Below are 20,920 nucleotides of genomic sequence, written 5' to 3' on the forward strand. Positions count from 1 at the left end.
TGCTAATCTTCGTCGTTTTACTCCTTGACTAGCAAACTTACCGCCTCAACATGGTACGTCCCTGGGAACATATCTACAGGTTGCACTGAACCTAGTTTATAACCTAGACCTCTCATAATTTCCATATCTCTAGCTAATGTAGCTGGATTACAACTAACATAAACTATCTTTTCTATTCCCATTGAAGCTAAATCACGTAGGAAACTTTCCTCACATCCTTTACGTGGTGGATCAACGATAACTGCATCTAATTTCACATTTTGTGAGATTAATTTTTTAATTACATCTTCACTCTTACCTAGTAAAAACTCTACATTAGTTATATTATTATTTTTCGCATTTTCACGAGCATCTAAAACAGCTGCTTCTACTATTTCAATACCATACACTTTCTTAACTTTCTTCGCTGCGAATAGACTGATTGTTCCAATACCACAGTAAGCATCGATTATCGTATCAGTTTCTTTTAATTCTGCAAGTTCCAACGCTTTACTATATAATACTTCTGTTTGAACTGGATTTACTTGATAAAATGAACGAAGTGAAATCTTAAATTCTATTCCGTCTAATGTGTCGGTTATATAATCCTTACCAAAAAGATTTTCAGTTTTATCACCAAAGATTACATTTGTCTTCTTATCGTTAATATTTAGCATAATGCTAACAATTCTATCATCTAATTTAGATATTTTTTCAACGAATTCATCTAGTTTATTAAACTTCTCCTTCGCTACAATACCTACCATGATTTCACTTTTCAGGGTATTTGTTCTGAACATAATATGTCTAATAGCACCTGAGTGATTGTTTTCATCATAAACAGATAAGTTAAGCTCTGAGATTAGACTACGTAATTTGTTCATTAATACATTGTGTTCATCATATTGAATAAAACATTTCTCTATATTAACAACATCATGGCTTCGTGGTTTATAATACCCCATCTTAACTTCGCCATTAACTTTTTGTACTGGAATCACAGACTTATTACGGTAATGATATCCGTCTTCCATTCCTAGCGTATCTAATACTTCGATATAATCTTTTCCAAGAGCTTTATCCATAACATTTTGAACTTTTTTCTTCTTAAACTTTAATTGCTCTTCGTAGTTCATATGAACTAAATTCGCCCCTGAAGTTTTTGGAATACCGTCAACTCTATTTTTTGAACTTTCAATAATATTAAGAACCTTTCCGTAACCAAGATTTTTCTTTAATTTAATTATCTTAAACTCGATTACTTCACCTTCTATAACATCTTCAATAAAAATTGGAAAATTATCAATTTTAACTACACCAAGACCGTCGTGGGTATAATCTATAACTTTCCCTTCGAATATATCATTTTTTTGCATAATTCACCTTTCTAAAATAAAAAGGAGAATAGCTATAGGAAACTGACTTCCCTACTCTGTTCTCCTACATTTAATATTTATTAAACTATCTTTACATGCTTAAACCAATTACTTTAATTGAATTAACAAATTCAAGATCTTTAATTCGTTTATTTAATTTTTCAATATTTATATCACCTGAACTTAGCTCTAAAGAAATAATTATCGTAGCTTTTGCATTTATCGGTACTGTTTGGTGAATAGTAAGTACACTGCACTTAGCTTCATTAACAACCGATAAAATTTTACCTAATATTCCTGGAATATCATCAACATCGATAGATAATGATAGAATTGATTGTCTTTTCACATCTTGAATCGGAAATATTGTATCTTTATATTTATAAAATGCACTTCTACTTAAATCAAACCTTTTAGAAGCTTCTAAAATTGATAATTTAGAATCTTCTTCTAAAGCTTTTTTCATCGCTAATGTCTTCTTTACAGCTTCTGGCAATACATCTTCTCTAATTATATAATAAACTTTTTCTTTATCCACAGTGGTTATCTCCTACTCTACGAATTCAAACTCACCTTTAAGAATTTTAACCGTATCACCGTTTTTACATCCTCTATCACGTAAAGCATCATCTACGCCCATAGAACGCATTTGTTGAGCAAAACGTCTAACAGAAGCATCACGGTTGAAATCAGTCATTAAGAATGCACGTTCGATACCAGGTCCACTTACTACATAAGCTCCTGTATCATCACGAGTAATCTTGAATGTTTCATCCTTAGGTTTATGTTTATAAAGAACTCTATTTTCCATACTTTCTTCTTCAGTATCAAGTTCATATAACATATTTGGATCTGTATTATCTAGTATATCACTTATTTTATAAAGTAAGTTATCGACATTACTACGTGTGAATGCAGAAATTTCAACGATATCTACTTCTTCACCATCGTTTTCTAAGTGTTTTTTAAACTCCTTAAGATTGTCACTAGCTACTGGAATATCCATCTTATTAGCTACTACTACTTGAGGTCTTTCTAAAAGTCTCATATTGTACTCTGCTAGCTCTTGATTAATAATTTTATAATCTTCATATGGATCACGACCATCAGTTGCTGACATATCTACTACGTGTACAATAACTTTTGTTCTTTCAATGTGACGTAAGAACTGGTGTCCAAGACCTACACCTTGGCTAGCCCCTTCGATTAATCCTGGAAGGTCAGCCATAACAAAACTTCTGTGGTCTTTTGTTTCTACTACTCCAAGATTTGGCGCTAATGTTGTAAAGTGATAATCAGCAATTTTTGGTTTTGCTTTTGATGTTATTGATAATAATGTTGATTTACCAACAGATGGGAATCCAACAAGACCTACATCAGCCATAAGTTTTAATTCTAATGTAAGATTTCTTTCTTCTCCTGGTTCACCATTTTCAGCGATTTCTGGTGCTGGGTTTGAAGGTGTTGCGAAACGACAGTTCCCACGTCCTCCACGTCCTCCACGAGCTACTACTACTTCTTGCTCATGTTCTACTAAATCTGCTAATACTTCTCCAGTATCAGTATCACGAATTACTGTTCCTGGTGGTACTTTTAAGTATAAATCTTTAGATTTTCTACCATGCATACCTTTACTCATTCCATTCTCACCATTAGGTGCAACGAATTTCTTCTGATAACGGTAATCCATGAAAGTTCTTAATCCTTCATCAACTATAAATACTACATTAGCTCCACGTCCACCGTCTCCTCCGGCTGGTCCACCTTTTGGAACATACTTCTCTCTTCTAAATGCTACTAATCCATTCCCACCATCACCTGATCGGACGAATATTTTTACCTCATCTAAAAACATAAAATTCTCCTATAAAATTCTCTTTATTTTCTTAAACTTCAACTTTTAAACTATATAAAATTCAACTCGATAAAAGTTCATATACCATGAACTATTATAACATAATTTTTCCTACGATAATAATATTTAGCGAGATTTTAAACAAAAAAATATACGGCTGCATACACAGCCGTACTTTACTCCACAGGCAGGACTCGAACCTGCGACCCTCTGATTAACAGTCAGATGCTACTACCAACTGAGCTACTGTGGAAAAATCTCTAAATAAAAAAATGGAGCGGGTGATGAGAATCGAACTCACAACATCAGTTTGGAAGACTGAGGTTTTACCACTAAACTACACCCGCATGAATACTTATTATTAACTTATGTATTAATTATATAATAGATATTGTTGTTTGTCAACAACTTTTTTAATTTTTTTTTTATTTTTTTTGAAATTTGTAATTTTGTTAACTTTACTAAAGAATTCTTTTGAAAATCAAGAATATCTGTAGAAAAATTAACATTATTTTCATTGGATAATAATAGTATAATAGTTTTCCTATAAAAAGTAAAGGACTTTTTTTTCCATAATTATTTTCTACTTTCGATTTTTCTTATACTTAGGGAATGAGATTTCATATTCTTTGCACAGATAAATTCACCAATTTCATGATTTTGTGAAAAAAGAAAGTCAAAAGAAAGTCAAAAGGCAAAACAAAAAGCCTTAAACGTTGATACTTTAAGGCTTTCATAACTTCATTATTTAGTTTCTCTGTGTAAAGTCACTTTTTTTAATCTTGGACAGTATTTTTTAAGTTCAATACGGTCTGGATTATTTCTTTTGTTCTTTTTAGTAATGTAGTTTCTGTCACCACATTCTGTACAAGCTAATGTTACATTTACGCGCATTAATATAACCTCCTATAAAATTTAATCTTAACAACTTTTTCATACAACAAAATATATTATAACATTACTTTATAAATATTTCTAGTATAAAATACAAAATTTTTAAATTTTTTTTGAAGAAAAATATTTTTAACGTAAAAGTTTTCTACAGATTATTCACCAAATACTTTATAATAATCTTGTTTGAATTTTTCAATACCGATATCAGTTAAAGGATGTTTAACCATTTGTTTAATTACATTATATGGAACAGTAGCAATATCACATCCTAGTTTAGCACATTCTGTAACATGAATTGAATTTCTAACACTTGCTGCAATAATCTGTGTATCAATATCATTATTCGCAAAAATTTCTACTATTTCTTCAATTAATAATAGTCCATTGTGAGCAATATCGTCTAATCTACCTAAAAATGGAGATACATATGTTGCTCCTGCTCTTGCAGCTAGTAAAGCTTGCGTTGGGCTAAAGATTAACGTAACATTAGTTTTAATCCCCTCTTTTTTCAGTACATTTACTGCTTTAAGACCATCTTCTGTCATAGGAATCTTAACCACCATATTAGGATGAATTTTAGCAATTTCTCTAGCTTCTTCTACCATATCTTTCCAATCAGTAGTTGTTGCTTTTACTTCTCCACTAATTGGTCCATCTACGATAGATGCAATCTCTTTAATTACTTCTTTGAAGTCGCGTCCTTCTTTAGCGATTAAAGATGGATTAGTAGTAACTCCACAAACTACCCCTAATTCATTAGCATTTTTAATGTCTTCTACATTGGCTGTATCAATAAAAAATTTCATTATTATTGTTCCCCTCTCATTTAATATTAAGTTAATAATAACACATTTGCAAAACGGTTACAATATTTATGAATTCTGTGCTTATATTTGATTATTGTTTTTTAACAAAATATATGATAGAATAACACTATAATTAGGAGGCAGATTGATGAAAAAATTTTTAGAAAAAGTACCATATTTAATTTTTTCTTTCTTTTTATTTATAATACTCCCTCTGTGTTCTTACTTTATATCGAATAAATCAGGTATGATAATACTGCTTTTAATTATCCTATATCCTGTTATAAGTTTTCTAATATCGTTTCTATATGCATATAATAAAGAAGACTTCAGCTATATTTTCTCATTTATTATAGGAATTTTTTACATTATATCTTGTTTAATTATTTTAAACTTCGATATTCTTATATATGGTTTAGGATATATATTCTTCAGCCTTTGTGGGCAAGGAACTGGATTTTTAATTGGAAAGCTTCATAGAAATAAAAAAAGAGCTAAACAGAGTTAGTTAAATTCAATAAAAAAAGGAGAAGTGTTTTACACAGAGTAATCCCTTTTCCTTTTTTATTATTTTATTTAAATATATATTCTATATTTCATATCCTAAAAGCATTCCGCCTTCTTCTCCATAGAAACTACAAATTCCAGAAGTAGGTACAGCTATAAAGTCTACATCAGAAAATTTTTCTTTTAATTTTTCTTCTATTTTTTTACATATATTTTCGTTATTTCTATGAGTAATTACAGCTCTTCCACCTTTATACCCAGCTTTAATCATCTCATCAACTACTGTTGAAATAGCTTTTTTTTCTCCACGAACTTTATGTAGTAAGTGTAGAGTCCCTTCATTACTCGCTTCTCCTACCATGCGCATATGTAACAAACCTACAACGGCTGCTGCCAATTTTGATAAACGTCCATTTTTCACTAAATTATCTACTTTCTCTAGAGAAAAAATAAGTTTTGTATTTTTTTGATACTCATTCATTTTTGAGACTACTTCATCGAAAGATAATCCTTCTTTAATTAGTTCATTTATCTTAAGAAGAAATAAGTCATTTTGCCCTCCTGCTGAAAGAGTATTTACAATATGAATATTGACATTCTCATTTTCTTCTTTTAACATTTTTTCGCCAATTACTGCACTATTATAACTTCCTGACATCCCACCAGTTAAAGTTAAAACTATTACATTTTCTGCACCTCTATATGCTGATAGATATGCCTCTGGACTTGGGCAAGCTGATCTTGCTGCTTCTAAACTAGCATACATCTCTCTCATCATTTCATCAATATCTAGATCTAAAGTATCTACATATACCTTATCCTCTATCTGCAATGAAAATGGCACTCTCTCATAAGTAACATTCTCAGCTTTATTAGGAATTTCTCTAAAATCGCATGCAGTATCAACTACAATCTTCCACTCCATCATTTACCTCCAAGTATATTTATTTTAATTTTTCTACTAAATCATGTGTTTTTTTATATAATCTTACAGTGTCACAAGCTGCAACTATTACATCAGCTAACCCGTCTCTCTTTTCTCCATTCATACACATAACAAAGTTATCATACATTTCTTCAGAACTACCGTCTGAAGTTAGGCTATTTATTGTCTTACTAATTTCTTGAATTGAAAATACATTTTTTAAGCATGTGATAACTATTAATCTTGCTAATTGTTTTCGATTATATTTTTTCTTAATCGGTTTATCCAGATGACCATTTTTAACATAATTATTTATCATTGCGGATGTTAAACCTTTGTCATTATCGACAATCGAGGAGCTATCTAATTGATTTACGTATAATAACACTTGATCTAAATACAAGTCTAGATTTGGCAATTCAGACCATTTTGGATATACTTTATTCAAATTTTTACCTCCTTTTTATCTAGTTTTGATAATCACATTATATAGTTTTTCAAAATTTTAGTCAAGTGATTATACAAGTGAAAATAAAAAAGATTTTGTAGTATTTACATTTACTACAAAATCTTTTTATTATTTAGCTAATTTAATTTTTTTGCTAATTCCTCTTCTCATGTATAGATAATAGAATAATACACCTAAGGCATAAACAGCTAGTCCAATTATCCATCCTATCCATAAACCTTCTATACCAATCCCTTGCTTAAATACAAAATAGTATGCTGTAGGGATTCCTACCAAATAATACCCGATAAACATTACAACACATATTGGTACTACTTTTTTATATCCGCGTAGTACTCCTGCTAATGCTGATGCGAATGAATCACAAATAGCAAAACCAATTGCAAATAATAATAACTCTGCTGTTAATGTGATTACTCCACTATCATTAGTATATAGATATGGAATTTTCGTATCAAATAACAAGACGATTAATCCTGCTATACTCGAAAATATCATCCCCATTATTACCGTTAGTTTTGTATACTCTGTTACCTGTTTATAATCTTTAGCTCCTACATGGAATGCTATTATAATTGTTGCAGTGTTTGCAACACTGACTGGTAAAGTATATAAAAATCCAGAGAAATTTAACGCAGCCTGATGAGAAGCAATGATTGTCGTATCAAAACGTGAAACCATTAAAGATAACGTTGAAAAGACAACCGTCTCAAGTGCTGTAGCTAGAGCTATAGGAATACCTAGTTTAAAGATTTCTCCCCACTTTTCGAATTTTACTTTTTCTTTTTCAAATATTTTATACTTATTAATTTTAGGATTTGTTAATACTATAAATAACGCTATAAAAAATAGTACTGTATACGTCACTGAAACAGCTACTGCATTTCCTGCACCACCAAGCTCAGGCATACCAAATTTTCCAAAAATGAAACTATAGGCAAAGAATACATTTACTGGTACAGATACTATCATCATTATCATCGATAATCTCGTTAATCCTAAACTATCTATAAATGAACGTAAAACTACATATAAGAAGATAGATAGTACTCCAAAACTTTCATAAAACAAATAGTTCTTAGTTATTTCCGCAATATTACTATCCATACCTAATTGATCTACTATTGGTGTTGCTAAAGTATTTAGTCCAATAATTAAGACAACACTGATAATAACAGCTATGTACAGAAATTGTCTAACAACTGTAGGAATCTCTTCTTCTTTATTTTTTCCGATTAATTGCGACACAATCGGAACCAACGCTAACACAATTGCATTTAGTGTATACATAATTGGATTCCAAATGTTAACACCCATACTTACACCTGCTAAATCTGTAGGACTATAATGTCCCGCCATAAACGTTCCAATCATACCAGATGAATATGAAATTACTTGATAAACTAAAACTGGCAATAGCAATTTAATAAAAATACTTGCACGTTCAGAAAAGTTTTTCCCTTGATACATAACCCCTCCTATGATTTACATAATTTTATTTTTTCAAAACACAAAAAAAATCCAAAAGCGAATTTACTTTTAGATATCATCGATTTATACTATATGCAACCGAGACTTGAATAGATTAAAAAACCGTTAGTCTAATCGACAACTCAACCTCGACAAAAACTCACACCCACAATAGACTTACTTAATGCTGCTTCCTTCCGGACCTGACATGGTTCATAAGTATTGCGTCGTAAGGTGCCTTAGTCTCAACATTACGTGTTAAACTCGACATTCCCTATTCTACCCGCATCTCGGTATTCGGTCTTGCTAAAGCGGATTGCAAGTACAGGGCACCGCTAACTCCCCACCTAGCATTCCTTAATTATATCAAATTTGAAAATAAAAAGCAAGGAATTAATAAAATTAAAAACAATGTTAATTTCTGTAGTTAATTCCCAAAGTAAGGGATTGACTTAAAAATTCTAATTTTAAAAAAAATTTATAGACACCGTGATTTGTTGATATCTAAATTCGCTTTATAGGAGCTTTTAGATATCTAATAAATTTTATGAAACGGTCTCAACAAAATCAATTTCACCGGAAATCATGATTTTTGAATCATTCTCTTAACCTAAAACTATTTTTTTAACTTATCTAATTCATTTGGTTCTAGGATACATTCATTTTCATTAATAACTAAACAAGGAATACCAATTTTCATATTACCTCTTATTCCTTCGAACTGTGAATATATATCTCTAACATATAGAAATTCTTTAAAATTTCTTAATGAAGTCATTACCTCTACTTCTTTATATTTAATCCCTAATTCTGATAATTTTTCTTTAAATGGTGCTGTGTCCGGACAGCTTTCTGCAAAATATAAAATATATTCCATTATATACTCGACTCCTTTGTAAACTCACTACCACTATTATATCACTTTTATCGTTTTCTTTGTATCTTTACCCTCTGAATTGACGATGAAAACACAGACGCTAATAATATTCCCATTGCTATCGCCCCTGCTTGAAGAATAGTCTCAATCCCAACTTGAGAAGCTACTCCATAATTCTTCGTTACAATATTTTGCATAGTATTATACATACCATAACCTGGAACTAGAGGTACCATCCCTGTATAAATAAATATAGTTGCTGGCAATTTTAATATTCTAGATGCGTTAGTAGAAAGAACACCTACACAAACTGCTCCAAGAAAACTACTTACTACAACATCTGCTAATAGCAAATTAGTCACTACGTGAACTAACCAACCGATGGCACCAATTAACCCACAAGTAAATATGGATTTCTTAGGTGCATTAAAGAAAATACCAAAAGATGCACTAACCACAAAGCCAGCTATAAATTGTATAAAAATATTATTCTCCATAGTTTCTCCTTACACCAATTTTAATCCCATAACAACACCAAGCGCAATAGCTGTAGATACAAAGATTGCTGCTTGTATTCCTATCATTCCAGACAGATAGTCCCCAGCCATAAAATCACGAACAGCATTTGTGACCTGAACTCCAGGAACAAGAGGCATCAAACTCATAATAATAATACTAAATGGATTATGTATTAAGAAAATCTTATTTAATAACATTACTAATACTGTTGCAATAAATGCTCCCAAGAAATTACTTACAAATAATGTCAGTTTATATTTTGAAGTAAGAGTAATAAACGCAGCCTGTATAGCCATTATTAAAAATGCAATCAAACTATCCTTAAAGGTCCCTCCAAACATTATCGCAAAAAATGGAGCTGATAAAGTTAGAGCAACTATAACCGAAGTAGTAGAATATCTTTTTTTCGCCTTTACCTCTTTCATTTTTTTAAATGCATAATCTAGCGTACAACCTCCCATTACCATTTTTCTAGATATATCATTTAGAAGTGCAATCTTCTCTAAATCACGATCTCCCAAAACAACCCTTCTCATCGTCGTATAAGTATTGTCATTATATGTAAAAGATACAATAACAAAATTATAAGTAACTAAAATATTCGCCGCTTTAATATTATCAAATGACTTATAGATTCTATTAACTGTATCTTCAACCCTATATACTTCTGCTCCATATGACAACATACTTTTAGCGATTTTCACGCTAAAGTTCAATAACTTTTTAGCTTCTCTTTCATCCTGTAAAGATTGTAACATCCCTTCCCCTCCTTCTAAATCAAAATATTAAGAAATAATTTCTAATATTTTTTTATATTTATTTTTAAATTCAGCTACTTTATTTTCTTGAATTTCACTTGCTTTTTCTAATTGATTTAAAATATATTCAATTTTTGAAAGTTCTTGTTTTTGTTTTTTTACAAATAATTCATTTTTCTCTATTAATAAATACTTACCAAAATTAATTTCATCTTCTGTTAATTCCATAACACCTGGTTTTGCAACGATAATCTCATAAATATGACCATCTTCTTCAATAATGTTTTCTGCTGTTATCTCATACCCTAATTCTTGTAGTTTTTCTCTAACAAAATTTTCTCCGACATTTGGCTGAAGTATTAAATTTGGTTTATTCGCTAATTTTTCTTTACCTTTTTCTAAAATATCTGCGATTAACTTTCCACCCATACCACAAATTGTTATTACTTCAATATTATCACTTACTTCAATTGCATCTAAACCTGCAGCCTTACGACAATCGATAGTTCCAACTAAGCCTTCTTCTCTTACATTTTTTATCGAAACTTTATGTGGTCCTTCAACAATTTCTCCTGCTACAGCATAATCAATTTTATTATTCTTAGCTAAATAAATTGGCAAATAGGCATGATCACTTCCAATATCAGCTAATCTTCTATTTTCTACATATTCAGCTACTAATTGTAATCTCTTGTTTATTGCTAACATTCTATCTCCTTTATTAATCTAAAAAATCTTTACTAAAACTTGTCGTTATAATCGACTTATCTTTTTTATCAAAATTTTCAAAATCGGTTATTATTGTATCACCGAACTCTGCTTTTAATTTCTTAGAAAGTTTTCTAAGTCTCTCTTCTTCTTTATAATCTTTTTTATCAAAAATATCAAGCTGAATTTTTAATTCTTTTGCTTTTTTAATATCATTTAACGATACACCTAGTAATCTTACTCCTTGTGTGAAATCATAATGTTCAACCAACAACTCCCATGCATAATTAAAAATATCATTCGCGTTAGAAATATATTCAGGTATCTTCTTAGATCTAGTAATTGTCTTAAAATCACTAAATCTCACCATTATCGAAACATTGTTTCCTACATAATTGCGAGATTTAACCCTAGAACTAACCTTCTCACTTAATTTTTTAATTTCTTTCAAAATATCATCTTCATCTATTAAATCGTTAATAAATGTTTTGGAATTACCTATAGACTTTCTATCAACTGTATATTTTAATTCCGCGTTACCTTCTCCATTAGCCTTATTTTTTAATCTCAGACCTTGAACACCTAGAAGACTATGTAGAATAACCTCATTCGCACTAGCAACATCACCAATTGTATTTATACCAATTTTTTTCAATTTTTTTGTAGAAGCCTTCCCGCAACCATGCATCTCTCCTATATCCAGATTCCATAGTATATCTTTATAGTTTTTCTTATTAATAATTGAAAAACCAAGAGGCTTTTTCAAATTTGATCCCATTTTAGCAAAAAACTTGTTAAAAGAAACGCCTACTGATGACGGCATTCCGAGTTGCTTATAGATTCTACGTTGAATTGTAGCTATCACCTTTATTGGTTCAGAAAAATCACTTAAATCTATATATGCTTCATCAACAGAAACTATCTCAATCTTGTCTGTATATTCACGAACTAGATCAAAAATCAACTTAGACTCTTGTTGATACTTAGCCATATCCGGACGAAGTATTTTTATATTAGGACATATTTTCCTTGCATCTCCAACCCGCATAGTGGTTTTAATTCCTAACTCTCTCGCCTCATAATTAGAGGTTACTATTATACCATGTCTAGTTTTCACTTCTCCTGCAATTGCTAAAGGTTTTCCTTTTAACTCAGGATTATACTTTTCTTCTACACTTGCATAAAAGCAATTCATGTCGATATGAGCAATAACTTTTGACATTTTTTCACCTCATTTACATAGACTAAAAACGGGAACAATAAGGAGCAATTCAAAACGGGAGTGACTCAAAATCGCGATTTCGAAGAAATCGATTTTGTCGAGTCACCCCCGCACAGTTTATTAGATATCTAAAAAACTTTTATAAAGCGAATTTAGATTTCAATAAACCACTGCGTCTATGAGTTATCATATACACTTTGTTAAAATTCAGGACTTTTGAGTCAGCCCCTCTTTGTTGTTCCCTATTCCGATTTCCCGTTATATTTCATTACTAAACTAATGAAAAGTTAATTATTATTATTGGTTTTCTCTTAGTATTATCATATAGTAAACTTGAAAGCATACTTCTAATCTCAGCTTTTACAGCTGCACATTCTCTAATACTCTTAATTGGATTATTTTCTAAGTACTCAATCACTTTTTCTTCTGCTTCCTTGATTAACTCCATACTCTTCTTAACATAGACAAACCCTTTAGTTTGAATAACCGGTCTTCCTACTAGAGTTTTCTCTTTTTTACTAATAGCATATGAAGCGACGAAGATTCCATCATTTGATAATAGTTTTCTATCTTTTAATACGCTATCTTCTACATCTCCGATTCCTCGACCATCAACAAGAATATTCCCCACAGAAACATTGTTTAATAATGTTTTAGATTTGTTTCCGCTTAATTCTAAAGTCGTACCTTTAGCTAAAATATGAATATTTTCTGCTGCAACTCCAGTTTCAGCTGCGATTTCTGCATGTTTACGTAGATTTCTAAATTCTCCTTGAACAGGGATGAAGTGTTTTGGCATAAGCATATTTAACATCATTTTCAGCTCTTCTTTAGTTGCATGGCTAGCAGCGTGAAGACGCTTAGAAGCTGTCACAACATTTGCTCCAAGTTTAACTAATAGGTTTAAAGTTTGGAATAACATAACTTCCATATTTGGTGAAGGCGTAGCTGCGATCATGATTGTATCACCAGATTCAATTTGAATTCCATCAATTTTTTTCTCAGCAATATTCTTCATAGCCTCTATTGGTTCCCCTTGGTCACCTGAAGAAAGGATACATACTTCATTTTGTGGATAGTCTTTTAATTCTTCAACTTTAATTAAGTTACTATCTTCAATTTGTAAATAATTCATATTTCTTGCAGTATTGATAGATGCTTCAATAGCTTGACCTAGAAGTAAAATCTTTCTATTTTGCGCTAATGCTGCTCTTACAATATGAGAAATTGTTAGGAAGTTAGATGCATAACACGTTACAATAATACGTTTATTGGCTTGGTAAAATGCATTATCAATTTGCTCAGCAGCTTCATTCTCAGGAACATTATATCCCTTTACATTAGCATTACTTGAATCACTTAATAAAGCTAGAACACCTTTTTGACCTAATGTACTAATCTTCACGATATCAGATTTATATTCTTTACTTACTGATTGATCAAATTTAAACTCACCAGTATAAACAATATTTCCTTGACTAGTTTCTATACAAATACCTAAAGAATCTGGCATTGAATATGTAGTTTTGAAAAATGTTATACTTGCATTATTAAAGTCATACTTATTATTATCTTTTACATAATAAAACTTAATTCTTCTTTTAATACCTAATTGTTTAAGATGATTTTTTAATAAATCTATTGTTAATTTAGAACCATAAACTGGACATTTTAATTTATCGATAATATATGGTACAGCTCCCATAGAACTTACGTGACCATTCGATAAGAAAATCCCTTTAATTTTTTGTTTATTACGTACTAAATAACTTATATCTGGTATAACTGCATCGATACCAATCATCTCTGTTTCTGGGAACATTAATCCTGCATCAAGAACATAAATCTCATCCCCAATCTCCACCATATACATATTTTTAGCTACTTCTTCTACTCCTCCTAATGGAGTTATGCTAATTTTAGGCAATTTCTTAGATTTATTTTTCTGAGATTTAACTTTATTCGTGATTTTCTTAACTACTTGCTTAGTATTGTTGTTGTTTTGCTCTTTTGCAGCTAGTATATTATTGCTTGTACGATTATTAATATTATTTTTCTTATTGTTGTTATTTTTCTGTAAATTTTTCGAAATACTTATTCCACTATTGTTACTCATGTTTTCCTCCTTGTATCATTGATTTTATAGGTTCAAAGTCTCTTCTGTGAATTGGTGTTATTCCATATTCTTTTAAACCTTCTAAATGTTTTTTTGTACCATATCCCGCATTATTCTCAAAATCATAATGTGGATATTTCTTCGCATATTCTTTCATTAAATTATCACGATAAACTTTTGCAATTACAGAAGCAGCTGCAATGGATACACTCTTCTCATCACCTTTAACCATACTAAAGTTAGGAATCGGATAATTTTCAAATGGCATAGCATCTATAAGTAAGAAATCCGGCTTAACTTTCAATTTCTCTATTGCTCTTTGCATTGCTATACGAGCCGCATTATAAATATTATATTTTTCAATCTCAATGTTATCCACTTCACAAATGGCATACGCAACAGCCTCTTTTTTTATCTGTTCATATAATTCTTCACGTTTTTTCTCTGATAATTTTTTTGAGTCATTTAATCCTTCGAAATAGCTATCTTGTTTTAAAATTACCGCTGCAGCAACTACTGGTCCAGCAAGCGGGCCTCTTCCTACTTCATCTATTCCACAAATATACTTACATCCATTATTATAACATTTATTTTCGTAAAATGATTTTTTTTCATACTCTTTTTTATAAAAAAGTTTTTTTTCTTGCTTTTTAGCATAACTTATAAGTAATTTCTGAACTCCGCTTCTCTCATCTTTTTTTAATTCATCTAATATTTCTTCGGAAATATTTTCTTGATTTAAGAGTTCTTTTACCTCACTAATTTTCATTTTGTTCCTCATTTTCTAATAAATCACTATAATTATCTAATGTAATAAGCCCAAATCTTTGTGTTCTAAAATCTTGAATTAACAACTTAATTGTCGAATCGTAATCATAGTCTCCGCCGATTTTTTTAAATCTCTTTTCAGCTACTTTTTCCATAATAAACACATTTTCATCTTCACTTGTAACATTTATTTTATAAAGATTATTTAAATTCTCTAAATAATTATGTTTTAACAATTCTATTAAATATAAACTTACATCATCAAGTGGTGTAATATCATCCTTTATAGAACCAATCAAACTTAATTTTTTACCAATTTCTTGATTATCAAACTTAGGCATAAGTATCCCTGGTGTATCTAATAATTCTATGTCTTTATTTAATTTCAACCATTGTTGTTTCTTAGTAACACCTGGTTTATTAGCTGTATTAGCGACATTTTTCTTAATAAGTTTATTAATAAATGTTGACTTCCCAACATTTGGCACACCTATTACCATCGACCTAATTGCTCTTGGTTTAATTCCTTTAGCTACTTGACGTGCAATTTTTTCTGCAAGTTCTTCTTTCGCCTTATCTATTACTTTATTCAAATTATTACTATTTTTTGCATCAGTATAAACTACTGTATATCCTTTATTTTCAAAATAACTTTTCCACTTTGCTGTCTCAGCTCTATCACATAGATCAATTTTATTAAATATAATTATTTTCTTCTTATCTTTAACAACTTCATCTAGGTACATATTATGTGAAGAAAGTGGGCAACGTGCATCTACTAATTCGAAAACTATATCTACCAGTTTTAGCTTTTCTTTTACTTCTCTTGTCGCCTTGGCCATATGACCTGGAAACCATTGAATAACCATAAATTTAACTCCTTATCTTTTTATTTTATAAATTTCTTGATTTAAACAGTCTTTATTATTTTACCACATTTTCAAGTTTTTTTAACCTATTTTGGTGTCAATTATTCGTAAAACATTAATATTTTATAATTTCCAGACATAATAATTTATAAAATCGTCCATTATTTGTTTATGATCATGTTTTTTTATTTATAAACAAAAAAGGGAGTGACTCAAAAATCGTGATTTCGGAGAAATCGATTTTTTAGAGTCACCCCCGCACAGTTTATTAGATATCTAAAAAGCTTTTATAAAGCGAATTTAGATGTCAATAAACCACTGCGTCTATGAATTATCATATACACTTTGTTAAAATTTAGGACTTTTGGGTCAGCCCCTTCTTCATATTTATCTTTTATCAACTTTCTTAACTATTGTATCACCAAGAATTTGCACAGCGAATACGATAATTAAGATTAATACTGTTGAAACAAATGTTAAAGTGCTATTATTACGTTGGAATCCGTCTAAGTATGCTAAGTTACCTAATCCTCCAGCTCCGATAACACCCGCCATAGCTGTTGATCCAACTAAGGCAATTGCTGTAACAGTTAATCCTGAAATTATCGCTGGTAAACTCTCTGGGATTAAAACTTTTAAGATAATAGTCGAATTTTTAGCTCCCATTGCACGAGCTGCTTCAATTACACCTTTATCTACTTCACGTAATCCAATTTCTACTAAACGAGCGTAGAATGGTGCTGCTGAAATAATAAGTGCTGGAATTGCTGCTTGAACACCAATAATTGTACCAATTAAAAACTTAGTAAACGGAATTAATAATACAATTAAGATAATAAATGGAATCGCACGGAAAATATTAACTATTGCAGTAACAACAGCGTAAAATCCACGTCCAAACGCACTCTCACTATTAGATGTTAAGTATAATAATAATCCTAAAAACAAACCAATTAAAAACACTGCAATAAGTGACTCAAAAGTCATAATAAGTGTTTCTATTGTTTTATCTTGTACTTTATCCCAATTAACTCTTGAAAAATCAAACATTATAACACCTCCGTTAAAATACCTAGTTCATTTAATCTAGATATTGCTTTATCTGTATTTTCTTTAGTTCCAATTAACTGAACAAATAGTGTACCAATGTTAGCATCTGCAGTTTTATCGATATGTCCATTAATTATTGTAAAGTCAAAATCTATTTCTCGTACTAAAGTGCTAAGAATCGGTTTTTTCGATGTATTATTATCAAATGTAAATTTAATAATAACTCCTTCTGTGAATATTTTTTTCCACTCCTCAATATTCTCTCTCTCTTCAAACTCTGAAGCAAATGAAGTTTGAGCTAAGAATTTCTTAGTAACTTCTTGAGTTGGATGATAGAATACTTCTGAAACTAATCCATCTTCTGCAATTGTTCCACCATCTATAACAGCAACTTTTGTACAAATCGTCTTAATAACATTCATTTCATGAGTGATAAGAACAACTGTGATATTAGTTTTTCTGTGAATTTCTTTAATTAAATTTAAAACTTCTGCAGTTGTCTCTGGATCAAGAGCACTCGTAGCCTCATCACAAAGTAAGATTGAAGGGTTACCAGCTAATGCACGAGCAATACCTACCCTTTGTTTTTGACCACCAGAAAGTTGAGATGGATAAGCATTTAATCTGTCTTCTAAACCTACTAATTTAGCTAATTCTTCTACTCTTTCTTTTATTTCAGTTTTAGATTTCCCTAAAATTTCTAATGGGAATGCAATATTTTCTGCAACAGTTCTACTCCATAATAGGTTAAAATGTTGGAAAATCATCCCTATTCTTTGTCGTTTTAAACGACGTTGTTCTTCAGTTATTTTGTTGAAGTCATCACCATCGATAATAACCTCACCATCTGTCGCTACTTCAAGTCCGTTTAACAGCCTTACTAACGTACTTTTACCAGCTCCAGAATAACCGATTATTCCATAAATGTCACCTTTTTCAACCTTTAAATTAATATCTTTTAGAGCATGAACTTTATTATTATATATCTTATTAACTTTTTTTAATTCAATCATGTCTATCTCCTTTCTCTTTTTAAAAATAAAAAAACACCCTTACTCTGAATTTCAGAATAAGGGCGTTATACGCGGTACCACCTTACATTTTACTTATTACAACTACTAACATAGTCTATCCTATAACGTGGATCACCGAACAAAGTTTACAATTTATGTTTACCTTATTAACCACTCGAACCATCTTCATAAACTTCCTAATATACCTTCTCAGCCACGGTACTCTCTTTAAATATTCCGCCTATTACTTATACGAGTATTGGTTTTTATTAATTTCTAATAAGTATATCACTATAGCGTTAGACTTGTCAAGGAAAATTATTAACAATATTTTAGAAAAAATTCTGAAAATATAATATTAATTTTCTATTTTGATATTATTTTCTCTAAGATATTCTGCCACTACTCGAGCCATATCATCTAATAAATCATCTAATTCTTCCCAGTTTTTCACCGTCGCTCCGCTCGCTAAAGGATGACCCCCACCTGCATATTTTTCCGCAAGAGTATTGATTACAGGGCCTTTAGAACGTATACGCACACGAACCTTGTTACCTTCATCAATAGCAAAACACCATGCATATAAATCTTTTAGACTTCTAAGTAAGTTGACACCTGTTGAAACTTCACCAGGATCCACTCCATATTTATCCATATCTTCTTTAGTAATTTTAAGATATGCAACACCATCTTGATAGACATCATAGTTTTCAAAAATAAACGCTCTAAAACGCATAATGTTTTCACTAATAATCTCCATCTTGTCTAACAGTTTACTCATATTAAAATCATATTTAATTAATTCTGAAGCAACTCTTAGTGTGTCGTTAGAAGTATTCGGGAATAAAAATCTTCCCGTATCTCCTACTATACCTAGGTATAATAATTTAGCAGCTTCATCATTTAATTTAATATCATATTTCCCATTTAAATACTCATAAAAATTATATATTAATTCGCTACAAGACGAAACATCTGTATTTACTAAATTAATTCCTCCATAATTATCTAAAGGTGGGTGATGATCTATTTTTATAAGAAAGTTGTTTTTAGTAAATAGTTTTCCATCTATTCTAGGGAAGTTTGCTGTATCAGTTACTATAACAAGGGCATCTTTATAGTCTTCTTCTGTTACTTCTGAATTTTTAAATAAAAAATCTAAGGATGGTGAGTCTTTACCTACTGTTATTACTGTTTTTTCCGGGAAATTTTCTGTGATAAGTTGATACATAGCGCCTTGAGAACCGTAAGCATCTGGATCTGGTCTTTCATGTCTATGAATTATAATTTTATCATTTTCTTTTATTTTTTGAAAAATTTCCTCATATAAATTTTCGTATATATCCATTTAACTTCTTCTTTCTCTAATTTCTCTGGAATACTTGACATGTTACCATAGCTTTTGCCACTAATTCCGTCTTATCATAAACTTCTACATCAAATTTAGCAGTTTTTCGACCAATATCCAAGATATTTACTTTTGTAGTTATTGTTCTATCCAAAGGAACTGATTTTAAGAAATAAAGAGATACATTTTGCATTAGAACCTCACTTCTATTGTAGTTATAACTTGTAATATGAATAGATTCATCAATAATACTCAATAGTGCCGAACTAGAAAAAGTACCAAATTGATCTAACATTTGAGGTATAACTTTAACCTGCAGTCCATCTGCTCTAGGTACTATTCCTTTACGCATAATTTCATCAAATGTGTCATTATTATTTCCATCTTGGAATCTATTATTAGTTAATAATGAATTTATAACAATTTTTCTTGTTACTATTCCTAATAATGTATTTTTAGAATCAATTACAGGCATAAGCTCATAACCTTCTGATAGCATAGTATTCGCTACAGAAGATATTGGAGTATCTAAAGTAGTAGTCGCAACTTTTCTTTCCATGACTTCTTTAATTAACGCATCTTTATCTTGTAAAAATACATCACATGCTGCAATTATACCAACTAATTTTCCATATTCATTAACAACAGGATATCTAGTGTGTCCTACTTCCAATTGAAGGTCATACCAATCTTTTACCGTATTATTTAAATTAATAGTATATAATTTTTCAGTTTTTATATAAATACTTTCAACAGTAATTATATCTCTTTTAATTATTTGGTCGTTTGTTACCCTATTTATTAAATGAGTAACCGAGAAAGTGTCATGTGGTGTAATAATTAAAGGTAAGTTCTTACTATCCGCCAATGCTCTAATTGAATCATTTGGAACATAACCACCCGTTACTAAGATCGCACATCCTTTTTCCAATGACATTTCTATGATTTTTGGACGATTTCCTATTATTAATAATGTACCTTTTCTAATATGTTGCCCAACTTGTTCAGAATCCATAGCTCCAATCGCAAAATCTTGAACTATCTCGTGAACTCCTCCACGTCCTGCAATCAGCTGCCCACTAACTATATTTACAATCTCAGAATATGATAATTTTTCCACATTATCTCGTTCTTTCTTCTGAATTCTCACCGTACCTACACGTTCAATAGAAGAAACAAAACCACGATTTTCCGATTCTTTTATAGCTCGATAGGCTGTCCCTTCGCTAACTTTTAGTTCTTTAGCCACTTGACGAACTGATATTTTACTTCCAATTGGTAGACTTTTAATATATTCTAATATTTTTTGATGTTTTGATTTCATGATTTTTCCTCCTTACATTTTTATTATAATACAAACACTATATTTGTAACACATCCTTTTCATATGT

20 protein-coding genes, 2 tRNA genes and 1 other RNA gene are annotated in these 20,920 nt (G+C 30.5%); all 23 read right to left on the reverse strand.

Annotated elements, in window-relative coordinates:
- Positions 1 to 17 precede the first annotated feature (17 nt).
- Positions 18 to 1,355, reverse strand: coding sequence for a 23S rRNA (uracil(1939)-C(5))-methyltransferase RlmD (gene rlmD, locus RWQ74_RS00495; RefSeq protein WP_314395793.1), 1,338 nt, complete (start codon positions 1,353 to 1,355; stop codon positions 18 to 20).
- Positions 1,356 to 1,446: 91 nt separating this feature from the next.
- On the reverse strand, positions 1,447 to 1,893 hold the full coding sequence (locus RWQ74_RS00500; RefSeq protein WP_314160314.1) for an ACT domain-containing protein: 447 nt from the start codon (positions 1,891 to 1,893) through the stop codon (positions 1,447 to 1,449).
- Positions 1,894 to 1,905: 12 nt separating this feature from the next.
- A complete protein-coding gene (gene obgE, locus RWQ74_RS00505) occupies positions 1,906 to 3,210 on the reverse strand; it encodes a GTPase ObgE (protein ID WP_314395796.1) in 1,305 nt (434 codons plus the stop codon).
- Positions 3,211 to 3,389: 179 nt separating this feature from the next.
- Positions 3,390 to 3,463 (reverse strand) — tRNA-Asn (locus RWQ74_RS00510).
- A 20-nt stretch (positions 3,464 to 3,483) separates the two neighbouring features.
- Positions 3,484 to 3,557 (reverse strand) — tRNA-Gly (locus tag RWQ74_RS00515).
- A gap of 397 nt (positions 3,558 to 3,954) precedes the next feature.
- Positions 3,955 to 4,104, reverse strand: a complete 150-nt coding sequence (gene rpmG, locus RWQ74_RS00520; RefSeq protein WP_003145675.1) for a 50S ribosomal protein L33 — start codon at positions 4,102 to 4,104, stop codon at positions 3,955 to 3,957.
- A 152-nt stretch (positions 4,105 to 4,256) separates the two neighbouring features.
- Positions 4,257 to 4,910 (reverse strand): fructose-6-phosphate aldolase, encoded by a 654-nt coding sequence (gene fsa / locus RWQ74_RS00525; protein ID WP_314395799.1) that lies wholly within the window; start codon positions 4,908 to 4,910, stop codon positions 4,257 to 4,259.
- A 589-nt stretch (positions 4,911 to 5,499) separates the two neighbouring features.
- On the reverse strand, positions 5,500 to 6,342 hold the full coding sequence (locus RWQ74_RS00530) for a DegV family protein (RefSeq protein WP_314395800.1): 843 nt from the start codon (positions 6,340 to 6,342) through the stop codon (positions 5,500 to 5,502).
- A gap of 19 nt (positions 6,343 to 6,361) precedes the next feature.
- Positions 6,362 to 6,790, reverse strand: a complete 429-nt coding sequence (locus RWQ74_RS00535; protein ID WP_314395802.1) for a DUF1836 domain-containing protein — start codon at positions 6,788 to 6,790, stop codon at positions 6,362 to 6,364.
- A 129-nt stretch (positions 6,791 to 6,919) separates the two neighbouring features.
- Positions 6,920 to 8,281, reverse strand: a complete 1,362-nt coding sequence (locus RWQ74_RS00540; protein WP_314395804.1) for an MATE family efflux transporter — start codon at positions 8,279 to 8,281, stop codon at positions 6,920 to 6,922.
- A 91-nt stretch (positions 8,282 to 8,372) separates the two neighbouring features.
- Positions 8,373 to 8,637, reverse strand: an RNA gene (gene ffs, locus RWQ74_RS00545) — signal recognition particle sRNA large type.
- Between the two features lie 260 nt (positions 8,638 to 8,897).
- Entirely contained in the window at positions 8,898 to 9,158 is a 261-nt protein-coding gene (locus tag RWQ74_RS00550; RefSeq protein WP_314395806.1) for a hypothetical protein, read from the reverse strand.
- Positions 9,159 to 9,205: 47 nt separating this feature from the next.
- On the reverse strand, positions 9,206 to 9,655 hold the full coding sequence (locus RWQ74_RS00555) for a threonine/serine exporter family protein (protein ID WP_314160897.1): 450 nt from the start codon (positions 9,653 to 9,655) through the stop codon (positions 9,206 to 9,208).
- A gap of 9 nt (positions 9,656 to 9,664) precedes the next feature.
- Positions 9,665 to 10,435: a threonine/serine exporter family protein gene (locus RWQ74_RS00560; protein ID WP_314395808.1), complete on the reverse strand. Its 771-nt coding sequence runs from the start codon at positions 10,433 to 10,435 to the stop codon at positions 9,665 to 9,667.
- A gap of 27 nt (positions 10,436 to 10,462) precedes the next feature.
- Positions 10,463 to 11,143, reverse strand: a complete 681-nt coding sequence (locus RWQ74_RS00565; protein ID WP_314395809.1) for a tRNA (adenine(22)-N(1))-methyltransferase TrmK — start codon at positions 11,141 to 11,143, stop codon at positions 10,463 to 10,465.
- A gap of 13 nt (positions 11,144 to 11,156) precedes the next feature.
- On the reverse strand, positions 11,157 to 12,365 hold the full coding sequence (locus RWQ74_RS00570) for a DNA polymerase IV (RefSeq protein WP_314160900.1): 1,209 nt from the start codon (positions 12,363 to 12,365) through the stop codon (positions 11,157 to 11,159).
- A 271-nt stretch (positions 12,366 to 12,636) separates the two neighbouring features.
- Positions 12,637 to 14,481: a ribonuclease J gene (locus RWQ74_RS00575; RefSeq protein ID WP_314395812.1), complete on the reverse strand. Its 1,845-nt coding sequence runs from the start codon at positions 14,479 to 14,481 to the stop codon at positions 12,637 to 12,639.
- Complete coding sequence (locus RWQ74_RS00580) at positions 14,474 to 15,250, reverse strand: ribonuclease HII (RefSeq protein ID WP_314395814.1); 777 nt, start codon at positions 15,248 to 15,250, stop codon at positions 14,474 to 14,476. Before RWQ74_RS00580 ends, RWQ74_RS00575 begins: the two co-directional genes overlap by 8 nt.
- Positions 15,240 to 16,118, reverse strand: coding sequence for a ribosome biogenesis GTPase YlqF (gene ylqF / locus RWQ74_RS00585; protein WP_314395816.1), 879 nt, complete (start codon positions 16,116 to 16,118; stop codon positions 15,240 to 15,242). Before ylqF ends, RWQ74_RS00580 begins: the two co-directional genes overlap by 11 nt.
- Positions 16,119 to 16,505: 387 nt before the next feature.
- Positions 16,506 to 17,168 (reverse strand): methionine ABC transporter permease, encoded by a 663-nt coding sequence (locus RWQ74_RS00590; RefSeq protein WP_314395819.1) that lies wholly within the window; start codon positions 17,166 to 17,168, stop codon positions 16,506 to 16,508.
- Positions 17,168 to 18,181, reverse strand: a complete 1,014-nt coding sequence (locus RWQ74_RS00595) for an ATP-binding cassette domain-containing protein (protein ID WP_314395822.1) — start codon at positions 18,179 to 18,181, stop codon at positions 17,168 to 17,170. Before RWQ74_RS00595 ends, RWQ74_RS00590 begins: the two co-directional genes overlap by 1 nt.
- Before the next feature lie 358 nt (positions 18,182 to 18,539).
- The gene (locus tag RWQ74_RS00600) at positions 18,540 to 19,529 is read right to left on the reverse strand and encodes a bifunctional oligoribonuclease/PAP phosphatase NrnA (protein ID WP_314395824.1); all 990 of its coding nucleotides are present in this window, start codon (positions 19,527 to 19,529) and stop codon (positions 18,540 to 18,542) included.
- A 16-nt stretch (positions 19,530 to 19,545) separates the two neighbouring features.
- The gene (locus tag RWQ74_RS00605; protein WP_314160650.1) at positions 19,546 to 20,853 is read right to left on the reverse strand and encodes a DRTGG domain-containing protein; all 1,308 of its coding nucleotides are present in this window, start codon (positions 20,851 to 20,853) and stop codon (positions 19,546 to 19,548) included.
- Positions 20,854 to 20,920: the final 67 nt, after the last annotated feature.

The organism is uncultured Gemella sp. (genome assembly GCF_963525165.1).
GTDB lineage: Bacteria > Bacillota > Bacilli > Staphylococcales > Gemellaceae > Gemella.

What these genes read in the sequence shown, in the direction of transcription:
- rlmD (WP_314395793.1), bottom strand. Translation starts at nt 1,355, where the DNA reads ATGCAAAAAAATGATATATTCGAAGGGAAAGTTATAGATTATACCCAC.
- obgE (WP_314395796.1), bottom strand. Translation starts at nt 3,210, where the DNA reads ATGTTTTTAGATGAGGTAAAAATATTCGTCCGATCAGGTGATGGTGGG.
- rpmG (WP_003145675.1), bottom strand. Translation starts at nt 4,104, where the DNA reads ATGCGCGTAAATGTAACATTAGCTTGTACAGAATGTGGTGACAGAAAC.
- fsa (WP_314395799.1), bottom strand. Translation starts at nt 4,910, where the DNA reads ATGAAATTTTTTATTGATACAGCCAATGTAGAAGACATTAAAAATGCT.
- RWQ74_RS00530 (WP_314395800.1), bottom strand. Translation starts at nt 6,342, where the DNA reads ATGGAGTGGAAGATTGTAGTTGATACTGCATGCGATTTTAGAGAAATT.
- RWQ74_RS00540 (WP_314395804.1), bottom strand. Translation starts at nt 8,281, where the DNA reads ATGTATCAAGGGAAAAACTTTTCTGAACGTGCAAGTATTTTTATTAAA.
- RWQ74_RS00550 (WP_314395806.1), bottom strand. Translation starts at nt 9,158, where the DNA reads ATGGAATATATTTTATATTTTGCAGAAAGCTGTCCGGACACAGCACCA.
- RWQ74_RS00555 (WP_314160897.1), bottom strand. Translation starts at nt 9,655, where the DNA reads ATGGAGAATAATATTTTTATACAATTTATAGCTGGCTTTGTGGTTAGT.
- RWQ74_RS00560 (WP_314395808.1), bottom strand. Translation starts at nt 10,435, where the DNA reads ATGTTACAATCTTTACAGGATGAAAGAGAAGCTAAAAAGTTATTGAAC.
- RWQ74_RS00565 (WP_314395809.1), bottom strand. Translation starts at nt 11,143, where the DNA reads ATGTTAGCAATAAACAAGAGATTACAATTAGTAGCTGAATATGTAGAA.
- RWQ74_RS00570 (WP_314160900.1), bottom strand. Translation starts at nt 12,365, where the DNA reads ATGTCAAAAGTTATTGCTCATATCGACATGAATTGCTTTTATGCAAGT.
- RWQ74_RS00575 (WP_314395812.1), bottom strand. Translation starts at nt 14,481, where the DNA reads ATGAGTAACAATAGTGGAATAAGTATTTCGAAAAATTTACAGAAAAAT.
- RWQ74_RS00580 (WP_314395814.1), bottom strand. Translation starts at nt 15,250, where the DNA reads ATGAAAATTAGTGAGGTAAAAGAACTCTTAAATCAAGAAAATATTTCC.
- ylqF (WP_314395816.1), bottom strand. Translation starts at nt 16,118, where the DNA reads ATGGTTATTCAATGGTTTCCAGGTCATATGGCCAAGGCGACAAGAGAA.
- RWQ74_RS00590 (WP_314395819.1), bottom strand. Translation starts at nt 17,168, where the DNA reads ATGTTTGATTTTTCAAGAGTTAATTGGGATAAAGTACAAGATAAAACA.
- RWQ74_RS00595 (WP_314395822.1), bottom strand. Translation starts at nt 18,181, where the DNA reads ATGATTGAATTAAAAAAAGTTAATAAGATATATAATAATAAAGTTCAT.
- RWQ74_RS00600 (WP_314395824.1), bottom strand. Translation starts at nt 19,529, where the DNA reads ATGGATATATACGAAAATTTATATGAGGAAATTTTTCAAAAAATAAAA.
- RWQ74_RS00605 (WP_314160650.1), bottom strand. Translation starts at nt 20,853, where the DNA reads ATGAAATCAAAACATCAAAAAATATTAGAATATATTAAAAGTCTACCA.